We start from the raw sequence: 13,109 nt of genomic DNA, 5'->3' as shown, positions 1-13,109 counted from the left end.
ATCACATTACAAACCCTTAAATATTTTAATCTCCAAAAGGATAAGAAACGCCTAATATAGTAATGGTAGATGTTTCGTAATTTATTTTAATGTCGGTAAAACTTCCTAAAGCAACATTTAAAATCCCTGATTCTATATTTCTTGGCAATAAAGTAAAGTGCAACGACTCTTCAATTGTTAATTCATAATTTACACCTTTAGTACTTGTACCAGACTGTATACCATCAAGCATATATTCATCATCCCAAATATTTAATGGTGTAGTAGATCCAGCTATCCAAGTTCGTAATACATCTTCTGTAAAATTAATAGTTTCTCCAACTGTATCAGTTATTTTCCCATCAGTAACAGTAACTTCAAACTGTAAATTTCCATCACTATTTTCTCCTAAATTTTTGGTAAAATGTGTACCTTCAACTAAATACTCATTATGATAAAAATTATTAAATGTAGTAGTATGTTCACTTCCAGTTGCTCTATACCAATTTGTAGACACAATAGTTACAACACCTTTTCTTGTAACCCCATCTTGTCCTACTATTCCATCTCCATAATTTATAGTAATGGTTTTAGGAAATGTTGCATAATCTAAAGGCTCTATAGTAATTTCTGCTTCTGTTTTTAAACCAGAATTTTTATTTGTTGTCGTACTTTCTGCAGATAATACGGTATCTCCGCTATTATTACCAGTATCTTGAAATATTTTATTTACAATAGCGTACTCAGTTAAGGCTTCAATAGCATTTTCTGAATTTGTAGACTGATTTTGGTCTTGTTCTTCGCAACTAAACATTAACAAAGCAATAATTGGAATAATAATTCTTCTCATATTTAAATATTTTATTTCATAGATAACGAAAGTTGATTACGTAATTGTATAGTTTTCTTAATAAATCGTTAAAAAAATATAATTAAGTGCATTTAATCGATATTTTAATTTTTTGATTTTAAACTCATTATAAATAAACTTATTTTTTTAATTTAAGTTTAATACTTTTTACATTAAAGTGTTACTACTTTTGTTATAAAGCAACAGCATTGACAAACCGTTTAAAAATTTTAGATTTAAAAGATTTTCTGGATGAAAAAGTAGTTACATACAATAATCCTAAATTTATAGAAAGCGATCCTATTCAAATTCCTCATAATTTTTCAAAAAAAGAAGATATAGAAACATCCGGCTTTTTAACTGCAACAATAGCTTGGGGAAATAGAAAAAGTATTATTAATAATTCAAAAAAATTAATGCAATTACTTGATAATGCACCTCACGATTTTATTGTAAACCATAATGAAAGTGATTTAATTAAACTTGAATCTTTTGTACACCGTACCTTTAATGGAATAGATTGTATAACATTTATTAATGCTTTACAGAATATTTATAATAATCACAACGGTTTAGAACCTTTATTTAATAAATTAAACAACAATAATCTTCAGCTAGCTATATCAAAGTTTAAGCAAGTTTTTTTTGAGATAGAACATTTACAACGCACACAAAAACATATTAGCGATCCTTTAAAAAAATCTGCAGCTAAACGCATAAATATGTTTTTACGCTGGATGATAAGACAAGATCATGCAGGTGTAGATTTTGGTATCTGGAAAAGCATATCTCCAAGTCAATTATCATGTCCATTAGATGTTCATTCTGGAAATGTAGCCAGAAAATTAGGCTTGTTAAAAAGAAAGCAAAACGATGCTAAAGCGTTAAACGAATTAGATAATAACTTAAAAATATTAGATCCAGAAGATCCTGTTAAATATGATTTTGCCTTATTTGGTTTAGGTGTTTTCGAAAAGTTTTAACAAAATATTACAACTCTCAATTCTATTTTTTTCGTTAGTAAATAACAAACCTACAATTGCTATTATGATTAAACCTGAACTCCCAAAAAATGAAAAGCAACGCTTACAGGCACTAAAAAATTATGATATTTTAGATACGGGTCCAGAATACGATTTAGATAATATAACCGAATTAACTGCCAGTATTTGTGACGTGCCTATTGCTATAATTACACTTTTAGATAGTGAACGTAATTTTTTTAAATCTCGTATAGGTATTGATTTTAATGAATCGCCCCGCGAACTTTCGTTTTGCGGTCACGCTATTATTCAAGATAATCCCATTTTTATAATTGAAGATGCCACTAAAGACGAAAGGTTTTATGATAACCCTATAATTACAGAAAATAATGTAAAATTTTATGCTGGTGTACCATTAATTAATCCAGATGGATATGCTTTGGGTACCCTTTGCGTTTATGACTCTGTACCAAGACAACTAAATAACACACAACAAAATGCGCTAATTATACTAGCAAAACAGGTTATTAATGTAATGGAGTTGCGTCTAAAAAATAAAATCTCAAACGAAGCCTTTACCGATTTAAAAGAACGACATAAAACTTTAAAATCGTTTGCAAACAAAGTTTCACACGATTTAAAATCGCCTTTAGCGAACATAACTTCTCTATCTCAACTTTTTAAAGAAGAGTTAAAAGAAAATTATCCAAATATTGATTTAGAATACCTAAATCTAATAGAAGAATCTGCCGACACATTAAGAGCTTATGTAGACGGTATTTTAAAACATTATAAAAGTGAAGCCTTATTAAAAAAAGACAGAAATAAAACTAAACTTGAAGATGTTTATAAATCTATAAAAACCATTTTAAGTTTAAATGAAACTAATTTTAAACTACTTAAAAAAGTTACACTTAAAAATGTAAACACCTACGTTTTAGAGCAAATTTTATTAAATTTAGTAGATAACGGATTTAAATATAATTTCAGTGAGTCGCCAATAGTAACCATTGATTACGATGAAAACGAAACACACCATATTTTTTACGTAACAGACAACGGAAAAGGAATTGATGAAACAAAACAAGATGCCTTATTTGATATCTTTAAAACAGCTCATGAAACAGATAAACACGGAAAAAAAGGAACAGGTATAGGTTTGTTTACAGTAAAATCTTTATTAAAAAAATTAAAAGGTACAATTACCATAAACTCTAAATTAAACGAAGGCACAACATTTAAATTTACAATTTTAAAATAAACCATTTGTTTTTCTATCTTTAGGTTAAAACTAACTTATCATCATGAAAAACATTTTTACTACACTATTATGCTTTACAATAACCATTTCTATTGCACAAACTAGAAAAATTCCTGTAGATACTATGGTTGTAACCAACCATAATACAGTTATTAAAGGCGTACCAATAGTATACAAAGCAACCACAGGAACACAACCTGTTTGGGATAAAAAAGGTGAACCTATTGCAACGCTACACTATACATACTACGAAAGAAGCAATATAAAAGATAAAGCAAACAGACCCTTAGTAATCTCATTTAACGGAGGTCCTGGTTCTGCATCGGTTTGGATGCATATTGCATATACTGGCCCAAAAGTTTTAAATATAGATGATGAAGGTTACCCAGTACAGCCTTATGGCGTTAAAAATAACCCTAATTCTATTTTAGATATTGCAGATATCGTTTATGTAAACCCTGTTAATACTGGGTATTCCAGAATGATTGCAGACAAAAATGGCAAGCTCCCCAAACGTGAAACCTTTTTTGGTATAAATGCTGATATTAAATATTTAGCTGAATGGATTAACACATTTGTTACACGAAAAAGTCGATGGGAATCTCCAAAGTATATTATAGGCGAAAGTTATGGTGGCACACGAGTTATGGGTTTAGCCAACGAATTACAAAGTAAACAATGGATGTATTTAAACGGAGTAATTATGGTTTCTCCGGCAGATTATAAACAATATAGCACAAGCCAACCTATTTATTCGGCTTTAAATTTACCCTATTTTACTGCTGCGGCTTGGTATCAAAAAGTATTACCTGCAGAACTTCAACAAAAAGATTTGTTAGAAATTTTACCAGAAGTGGAAGATTATACAATTAACAAACTAATGCCTGCTATTGCAAAAGGTGGTTTTATTTCTGAAGAAGAAAGACAAAGTGTTGCTAAAAAAATGGCCTTTTATTCAGGATTATCAGAAACTTCTATTCTACAGCATAATTTAGATGTACCAACCTCCTTTTTCTGGAAAGAGCTATTACGTGATGAAACTGGGCAAACTATTGGCCGTTTGGATTCTAGGTATTTAGGCCTTGATAAAATTGAAGCAGGAACACGACCAGACTATAGTCCAGAACTTACCTCTTGGAATCACTCATTTACACCTGCAATTAACTATTATTTACGTGAGCATTTAAATTTTAAAACAGACATGAAATATTACATGTTTGGAGATGTACACCCATGGGACAGAACTAGAGATAACACCAGAGACAATTTAAGGCAAGCCATGGCACAAAACCCATATTTAAAGGTTTTAATACAGTCTGGTTACTACGATGGAGCAACAACGTATTTCGCTGCAAAATATACCATGTGGCAAGTAGACCCAAGTGGAAAAATGAAAGACCGATTCACACACAAAGGTTACCGCAGTGGCCATATGATGTATTTGAGAAACGAAGATTTAATTACTGCCAACAACGATATACGAGATTTTATAAAAAGCTCGTTAAGCAAAGGGAAACCTGCCAAATACGAGAAAAACTAATAAGATTAAGTTTTTACTGAATTTTGAGTACTAAATAAATTAGAATGTTTGTATAATAAAAAAGACTGGTAAATTACCAGTCTTTTTTTTACTTATAGAATTACACCAAAGGTTATCCTTTTAACCATGCTTTACGTAAAGCTTCTTGTGCTTCTGTAGCGTTTTCATTTTTCATTAAACCTTCACCTGTGGTAAATGTTTTTGTAACTGTTGTTTTAATTATAACTTCTTCTCCTGCTCTATCTAAAACAACTTCCACTTCATTTCCTGGTTTCCAACTAAATATTTTTTGTAAAACCGTATTTGCATTTTGTAATGTAAGCGTTGTACCTTCAACAGACTTTATAATATCGTTTGGTTTAGCACCATTTTCTACCCAAAAACTATTTTCGGCTACTGCATCTGTAAAGAAAATTGTTCCTGCTTCAGGGTTTCCACTAACAATTGGTGCTCCATTCATTAAAATATAATTGGTCTCTACTTTACCTTCACCAATTTCTAATCCAACTTTTGCAAAAATATTATTGTAATTAATTGGAATATCTCCAACTACATAGGTATTTAAAAATTCGCCAATGCTTGGGTAAGTCATTGCTGTTATTTCTTCAATAAGTTTATCGTCTTCAAAAGGTTTGTTTTTACCATATTTATTCGATAATTCTTTCATTAAAGATAAAATACCTCTATTACCATTGCTTTCTTCTCGCATTAAAATATCTATACACATACCTATTAAAGCTCCTTTTTGGTAAACATTTGCATATTGGTCTTTATAAGGTTCTTTTAATACATTTTCGCTCATTATGGTAAAGCTCATTGCATCGTTATAACGTTGCTTAGAAAACTGTATTTTCTCCATAATTTTATTGTAAAAATCATCTTCGCTAACCAAATCTTGATTTACCTGAAATAACGTAGCAAAATACTCGGTAACACCTTCGTACATCCATAAATGCTTTGAGAAGGTTGGTTTATTATAGTCAAAATAATGTACATCTTCGGAGTGTACACTCAATGGCGTTACAATATGAAAAAACTCATGCGATACAACATCTGTCATGCTTGCAGCAATTTCAGCTTCATCCATAGATTCAGGTAAAACTACAACAGTAGATGTGTGATGCTCTAAGGCACCAAAACCTTTAGGTGAATCTTCTTTTCCTTCAGATAAATATAAATATATATCGTAGCGTGGTGTAGAGTTTATATCTCCAAGGTAAGCCTTTTGTGCTTTCATCATTTTAAAAACCGTTTCTTTTAACGATTTTGCAGAATGTACTTGATTTGGTGAATACACACTCAAAACAATTTTAATATCACCAACTTGAAACTCTTCTACATCTAAATTACCGTACATCATTGGGTTATCGGTAATATCGAAATACCGTGGTGCAAAATAGCTTGTAGTTACTGTTTTACCATCTTTGCTTGTTTTAGAACTTGTTGTTTGTAAAGCAGATGTACGTGCAAAATCGGCGTTTGCAGTAACATCTAATTTATATTGACTGTTTTTTAAATTATCAAAATAACCAATAAAACCATGTAAATTTAAAACGTAATTTTCTGGCTCTATGTTAGTTCCAGAAGGTGAAAAAGGCACATCTTTACCTATACCTCCTACTTTTTCTTCATCAAAAGTATCGTTAACTAAATAAGTTATTTTGTCTAACTTTTTAGCCTCAGAAATTGTCCAAGTGTTTTCATCTACTTTATTTACTGGTAATTCATTACCATCGTAATCTAAAGCTTTAAAAGCTTCAACATATTTACCAAAATCGCTTACAGCATAAGTACCTTGTACTACTCTTGGTAATCTGTATGTTACAGTTTCAGTTACAAAACGCCCAGGATTTATTACAACAGGAGCTTTATCATCTGTAACATTTATTAAGTTAATAGAAGTTTCAATAGGTAAAGCCGTAGCCAAATCGTTACTGGTTTTTGTAGAGCCACAACCCACCAACACAAGGCCTGCAAAAAAGGTTGCAGGAATAAGTTTCATATTCATCTAATTTATTTTTAATTTTTTATGTGACGTGCAAATTACTATTATGTTACAGTTTAACCAACTAATATTTTGTTAAATTGATATTTGTGTATATTCGCCAAATGCAAGAAAATTTAGTAAGCATATTAACTCCGTTTAAAAACACCGAGAAATTTATTGGCGAATGTTTGCAATCTATTATAAGTCAATCTTATAAAAATTGGGAATTATTAATTATAGACGATAATTCTACCGATAATAGCTACAATATTGTTAACGCTTACGCGGAAGATGAGCCAAGAATTAAGCTTCTTAAAAACACAGGAAATGGCATTATTGATGCCTTAAAACTAGCACTTAAAACCAGTAATGGCGAGTTTATTACTAGAATGGATAGCGACGATATAATGACTGAAAACAAGCTAGAAGTATTAGTAACCTTATTAAAAAAACATGGTAAAAAACATGTGACCACAGGTTTAGTTAAATATTTCTCTGAAGCTGGTATTAGCGATGGCTACCAAACTTATGAAACCTGGCTTAACGGGCTTACCAAAACCGGAAGTAACTACAACGAAATTTATAAAGAATGCGTAATACCATCACCTTGTTGGATGCTTTACAGAGAAGATTTATTAGCTTGTGATGCTTTTAACCCCAATTTATACCCAGAAGATTACGATTTAACATTCCGGTTTTATAAACACAACTACAAATGCATACCTAATAACCAATTATTACACTATTGGCGCGATTACAGTTACCGCACTTCTAGAACACATGTACATTATGCATTAAACCATTTTATAGATTTAAAATTAATGCATTTTCTAGATATTGACTATAACCAAAGTAAAAACTTAGTTATTTGGGGAGCAGGCCATAAAGGCAAACTTATTGCAAAAACTTTAGTGGAAAAAAACATTGATTTTACTTGGATTTGTGACAACCCAAACAAAATAGGGAAATCTATTTACGGTGTTGTTTTAAAACCATTTAATGCTTTGGCTGCTATAAAAAACTCGCAAAGTATTGTTACCGTTGCTAACAAATTAGCGCAAAAAGAAATAAAGGAATATATGCTTAAATTAAATAAACAACCTGTAAAGGATTATATTTTCTTTTGTTAATTTCTATTGTCAAATGCAATTTCTATATTTGATAAACTTAAAAAAGAATGCAGTTTAAACACCCCGAAATTCTTTACGCACTTTTCCTGCTACTCATACCTATTATTGTTCATCTTTTTCAACTTCGAAAGTTTCAAAAAGTGACTTTTACAAATGTGGCTTTTTTAAAAGAAGCTACGCAGCAAACTCGTAAAAGTAAGCAGTTAAAAAAATGGTTACTGCTATTGACTAGGTTATTATTATTAGCTTCGTTAGTTTTAGCTTTTGCTCAACCTTTTACATCAAAAACAAATGCTTTTAAAACAGAAAAAGAAACTGTAATTTATTTAGATAATTCCTTTAGTATGCAAGCCAAAGGTGTTAAAGGCGAGCTTTTAAAGCGTGCTGTACAAGATTTAATTGTAAATATTCCTGAAAACGATAATATTACCTTTTTTACAAATAATTCTAGCTATAAAAATACTACTATAAAAGCTATAAAAAATGATTTATTACAACTAGAATATTCGGCAAGCCCAACAAATATTGATGCTGTTATACTAAAAGGTAAATCAAACTTCTCTAAAAAAACAAATACGATTAAAAACTTTATTGCAATCAGCGATTTTCAGAATAGCGATTTGAATTTAAAAGAACAAAACGATACTTTAACACAATTACATTTAGTTAAATTAAGCCCTGTAAATATTGATAATATAACAATTGACTCAGCATTTATTTCTAAATCATCTGTAAATAATATAGAGTTAAAAGTTGTTTTAAAAAACAGTGGTAAACCGGTAGAAAATTTTCCAATTTCTCTGTTCAATAACGATAAACTTATTGCTAAAACCTCGATAAGTATAAACAAACAAGCCGAAACTTTATTTTCGTTACCAGCAAATGAACCTATTAATGGTAAAATTGAAATTGATGATGCTAATTTAGATTTTGATAACACTTTATTTTTTAACATTAATAACACGAAAAAAATAAATGTGTTAACCATAAATGGTGATGACGATAATTTTTTAAAACGAATTTTCACCAATAATGAATTTAACTATACGTCTACACCAGAAAATGCTTTAAATTATAATATTTTAGAAGATCAAAACCTGATAATATTAAACGAGTTAAACAACATTCCTGTTTCGTTAACCGCTAGTTTAAAACAATTTACTTCGCAAGGCGGCTCACTTATTATTATTCCTTCAACAAATCCAGATATTTCTGCTTACAATTCATTTTTAAACGCATTTCAATTTAATTTCGCTAATTTTGCAAGCTCAGAAAAACAAATAACAACTATAAATTATGAGCATCCATTATTTAATAATGGTGTTTTTGAGAAGCAAGTAAGCAATTTTCAATACCCTAAAGTAAATAGTTTTTATAATATTTCTTCAACAGGAATAGCGCCTGTGTTACAATTTGAAGATAAAAGTTTGTTTTTAGGTCAAAAACAAAGCATTTATGTATTTGCCTCAGCCTTCAATAGTAAAAATTCTAATTTTAAAAACTCGCCACTTATTGTTCCTACACTTTACAATATTGCAAAACAAAGTTTTAAATCATCACAATTATATTACGAAATAGGTAAAGAAAACACTTTTGATATTGATACTAAATTACAACAAGATGAGGTAATTACACTTGTAAAAAACGATATTAATATTATACCCAAACAACAATATTTTAATAGTAAAGTAGCAGTTACAACAGACGAAAACCCAGAGGTTTCTGACACTTATGCCGTTAAACAAAAAAACGAAACAATTGATTATATAAGTTTTAATTACAATAGAAAAGAAAGTATATTATTATACCCTAATTTATCTACGGTAAAAAATATAAACTATAGCGATTCTATAAATAACATTTTCAATTCTATAAAAAGTAGTACAAATGTTAATGCCCTATGGAAATGGTTTGTTATTTTTGCCCTAGCATTATTGCTAATTGAAATGCTCATATTAAAATACTTTAAATGAACATCCTTGTAAAATCTGCTACTATTTTAGATTCAAATAGTCAATTTCATAACACTACTCAAGATATTTTAATTGAAAATGGTGTTATTACTAGCATTGAAAAGTCAATTAATAACACTAACAACTATGAAGAAATTAATCTTAAAAACTTACATGTTTCGCAGGGTTGGTTTGATAGTAGTGTTAGTTTTGGAGAACCTGGTTACGAAGAACGAGAAACTATAGAAAATGGTTTAAAAACAGCCGCTTCATCAGGTTTTACTAGTATAGCTTTAAATCCAAATACCCATCCTGTAATTGCATCAAACGCAGACATTACATATATAAAAGCAAAATCGGTAAGTAGTTTAGTTGAGCTTTTACCAATTGGCGCTTTAACTGTAAAAAGTAAAGGCGAAGATTTAGCTGAACTTTACGATATGCACACAGCAGGAGCCGTTGCATTTTATGACTATAAAAAAGCTATTAGTAATCCTAACTTGGTAAAAATAGCCTTGCAATATGCTAGTAATTTTGGTGGTTTAGTTTGCTCTTTTCCACAGGAACAAAAAATAGCTGGTTTGGGCGTTGTAAACGAAAATATAAATAGTACAAAATTAGGACTAAAAGGAATTCCTGCATTAGCCGAAGAATTACATGTTGCTCGTGATTTATTTTTACAAGAATACACTGGTGGAAAACTACATATACCAACTATATCAACAAAAAAATCTGTAGAACTCATTAAAACAGCTAAAACAAATGGTTTAGATGTTACTTGTAGTGTTGCCATTCATAATCTATATTTCTCTGATGATGTTTTAAACGGCTTTGATACAAAATACAAAGTATTACCGCCATTACGTACACAACAAGATATTAATGCTTTAATTGAAGCGGTTAAAGATGGTACCATAGATATGGTTACAACAGACCACATGCCTATAGATATTGAGCAAAAGAAAATAGAATTCGATCATGCTGAATATGGAACTATTGGTTTAGAAAGTGCTTTTGGTGCTTTACAAAGTATTTTTGGCACCGAAAAAACCATTGAATTACTTACCAAAGGAAAATCAAGATTTACAGCAACTAAAACTACTTTTAAGGTTGGTGAGATTGCTAATTTAACGCTTTTTAATCCTAGTAAATCTTATACTTTTGGTAAAATAGATATCATATCAACATCAAAAAATGCCATTTTTGAAAACGAAACTTTAACAGGAAAAGCTTATGGTATTATAGCGAATAATAATTTTTATTTAAATTAAAGTCATGACAGAGTTCGAGATTAAAGAAGGAAAAACATTGGCAATAGTTTCCTATATAACATTTGTAGGAACCATATATTCAATTTTTAGAAACTTTGAAAAGAAAAATGAATTTGTGGCATTTCATTGTCGTCAAATGTTAGGATTAATTTTAATGCTTATATTCTCAAATGTTACCGAAAAATATGTAAACAGTTGGTTAGGCTCTTTTTTATGGTTAATAACATTTGCTTTTTGGGTTTTAGGTTTAATTTCTGCGGCCAAAGGTGAAGCTAAAACAATACCTTTTTTAGGAAAATTATTTCAAGACTGGTTTACTAACATAGGAAAATAATAAAACATGAACACTTCACTCCCACTTTATCACATAACTAAACCTTCAACATTGAAGGAAAATGCACCATTACTAATCATGTTTCATGGCTATGGTAGTGATGAAAACGATTTATTTTCATTTGCAAAAGAATTACCACAAGAGCTTTTTATAATTTCAGTACGAGCACCTTACCCTATGCAACCCTACGGAAATGCGTGGTATGCCATTAATTTTGATGCAGAAAAAGGAAAATGGAGCGATAACGATCAAGCCATACTATCTCGTGACTTAATAGCTAAATTTATAGACAAAGCTGTTGAAACTTATCCTGTAGATAAAAATAACGTTACTTTACTGGGCTTTAGCCAAGGCTGTATTTTAAGTTTCGCTGTAGCTTTAACTTATCCTGAAAAAATAAAAAATGTTATCGGTCTTAGTGGTTATATAAATAAAGATATTTTACCTGAAGATTTAGAAGCCAAAAACTATAGTAATCTGGATATATATAACTCACATGGTAGCGTAGACCAAGTTATTCCTGTTGAGTGGGCACAACAAAACTCACCTTTCTTAAAAAAATTAAATATAAGCCATAAGTATAGTGAGTTTCCTGTAGGTCATGGCGTAGCACCTCAAAATTTCTTTGAATTAAAAGAGTGGCTAAAAACCAGAATATAATAATTCTATAATACTAAACACTGTTTTAAAGTATCTTGATAAATAGCTTCATATTGCGGAACTATTGCATGCAGGTCGAATTTTTTGGCTTCTGCCCGAGCATTTTCTTTAAATGTATTTAAACGAGCTTCGTCTTTTAAAATGTAAAGTGCATTTTTAGTCATATCGTCTACATCACCTACATTACTTAAAAAACCAGTAATACCATGTTTGTTTACTTCAGATATTCCTCCGGCATTACTAGAAATTACAGGAACACTAGACGACATAGCCTCTAAAGCGGCTAAACCAAAACTTTCAGCTTCAGAGGGTAGTAAAAATAAATCGCTGTAGCACAATATTTTATCAATTTCATTACTTTTTCCGAAGAAAATAACCTTATCAAGAATTCCTAATTCTTGGCACCGTAGCTCTATAGCTTCGCGCTCTGGACCTTCGCCAACTAGCATGAGTTTTGCTGGCATTTCTTTTTGAATATTATTAAATACCGAAATAACATCTTGTACACGTTTTACAGGTCTTAAATTACTAATATGAGTAATAATTCGTTCTTCTGGTTTTGCCATCATACTACGTTGGCAATCTGTAAAATTATCGTGATACTTTTCTAAATCAATAAAATTAGGTACTACATGTATATCTCGTTTTATATTAAATAATCGTGTAGTGTCGTTTTTTAAACTTTCTGAAACTGCTGTTACTGCGTCAGATTTATTTATACTAAAAGTAACTGCTGGTTTGTAAAACGGGTGGCTACCTACAAGTGTAATATCTGTACCATGTAATGTTGTAACAATAGGCACAAAAATACCTTCTTCTCTTAGCATTTTTTTAGCCATATAGGCTGCATAAGCATGAGGAATAGCATAATGCACATGAAGAATTTCAATTTTATGAAGTTTTACTGTGTCTACTAATTTGCTTGATAAAGCCAATTCGTATGGTTGATAATGAAATAATGGATATTCTGGCACATTAACCTCATGATAATGCACATTATTGCTTATTAGCTCTAATCGTACAGGTTGATTATATGTTATAAAATGAACTTCATGCCCGCGTTTAGAAAGCTCTAAACCCAATTCTGTTGCAACAACACCACTACCTCCAAACGTTGGGTAGCAAACAATTCCTATTTTCATTTTTTCAATTAATTACTTAA

General features: G+C 30.3%; 11 protein-coding genes. 8 read left to right on the top strand and 3 right to left on the bottom strand.

Annotated features, from left to right (window positions below; translation table 11 throughout):
- Positions 1-25 precede the first annotated feature (25 nt).
- Positions 26-829, bottom strand: a complete 804-nt coding sequence (locus LG649_RS01700; protein ID WP_226540258.1) for a hypothetical protein — start codon at positions 827-829, stop codon at positions 26-28.
- 209 nt (positions 830-1,038) lie between these two features.
- Here LG649_RS01700 and LG649_RS01695 point away from each other — a divergent pair, with 209 nt between their 5' ends.
- From LG649_RS01695 to LG649_RS01685, 3 genes are all read left to right on the top strand, one after another.
- Positions 1,039-1,812, top strand: a complete 774-nt coding sequence (locus LG649_RS01695) for a TIGR02757 family protein (protein ID WP_226540257.1) — start codon at positions 1,039-1,041, stop codon at positions 1,810-1,812.
- A 64-nt stretch (positions 1,813-1,876) separates the two neighbouring features.
- A complete protein-coding gene (locus LG649_RS01690; protein WP_226540255.1) occupies positions 1,877-3,073 on the top strand; it encodes a sensor histidine kinase in 1,197 nt (398 codons plus the stop codon).
- Between the two features lie 43 nt (positions 3,074-3,116).
- Positions 3,117-4,613, top strand: coding sequence for a S10 family peptidase (locus tag LG649_RS01685; RefSeq protein WP_226540246.1), 1,497 nt, complete (start codon positions 3,117-3,119; stop codon positions 4,611-4,613).
- A gap of 112 nt (positions 4,614-4,725) precedes the next feature.
- Here the strand turns inward: LG649_RS01685 and LG649_RS01680 are convergent, their stop codons facing one another.
- Positions 4,726-6,615, bottom strand: coding sequence for a M61 family metallopeptidase (locus tag LG649_RS01680; protein WP_394371894.1), 1,890 nt, complete (start codon positions 6,613-6,615; stop codon positions 4,726-4,728).
- Between the two features lie 107 nt (positions 6,616-6,722).
- On the opposite strand from LG649_RS01680, the gene LG649_RS01675 reads away from it, so the two are divergent.
- The 5 genes from LG649_RS01675 to LG649_RS01655 are packed head-to-tail and all read left to right on the top strand — an operon-like array spanning position 6,723 to position 11,947.
- The gene (locus LG649_RS01675) at positions 6,723-7,730 is read left to right on the top strand and encodes a glycosyltransferase family 2 protein (protein WP_226540243.1); all 1,008 of its coding nucleotides are present in this window, start codon (positions 6,723-6,725) and stop codon (positions 7,728-7,730) included.
- 47 nt (positions 7,731-7,777) lie between these two features.
- Positions 7,778-9,703 carry a BatA domain-containing protein gene (locus LG649_RS01670; RefSeq protein ID WP_226540241.1) on the top strand — a complete coding sequence of 642 codons (1,926 nt, stop codon included), beginning with the start codon at positions 7,778-7,780 and terminating at the stop codon, positions 9,701-9,703.
- Positions 9,700-10,953 carry a dihydroorotase gene (locus LG649_RS01665; RefSeq protein WP_226540240.1) on the top strand — a complete coding sequence of 418 codons (1,254 nt, stop codon included), beginning with the start codon at positions 9,700-9,702 and terminating at the stop codon, positions 10,951-10,953. The genes LG649_RS01670 and LG649_RS01665 overlap by 4 nt, the downstream gene beginning before the upstream one ends.
- 4 nt (positions 10,954-10,957) lie before the next feature.
- The gene (locus LG649_RS01660) at positions 10,958-11,287 is read left to right on the top strand and encodes a hypothetical protein (RefSeq protein WP_226540233.1); all 330 of its coding nucleotides are present in this window, start codon (positions 10,958-10,960) and stop codon (positions 11,285-11,287) included.
- A gap of 6 nt (positions 11,288-11,293) precedes the next feature.
- Positions 11,294-11,947 (top strand): alpha/beta hydrolase, encoded by a 654-nt coding sequence (locus tag LG649_RS01655; RefSeq protein ID WP_226540230.1) that lies wholly within the window; start codon positions 11,294-11,296, stop codon positions 11,945-11,947.
- Between the two features lie 5 nt (positions 11,948-11,952).
- On the opposite strand, the gene bshA is transcribed toward LG649_RS01655, so the two are convergent.
- A complete protein-coding gene (gene bshA, locus LG649_RS01650; RefSeq protein ID WP_226540228.1) occupies positions 11,953-13,089 on the bottom strand; it encodes an N-acetyl-alpha-D-glucosaminyl L-malate synthase BshA in 1,137 nt (378 codons plus the stop codon).
- Positions 13,090-13,109: the final 20 nt, after the last annotated feature.

It is taken from the genome of Neotamlana laminarinivorans (assembly GCF_020523925.1).
Lineage (GTDB): Bacteria > Bacteroidota > Bacteroidia > Flavobacteriales > Flavobacteriaceae > Neotamlana > Neotamlana laminarinivorans.
Note: the sequence above shows the minus strand (reverse complement) of the source record. Positions and strands in the feature narration are given on the sequence as shown.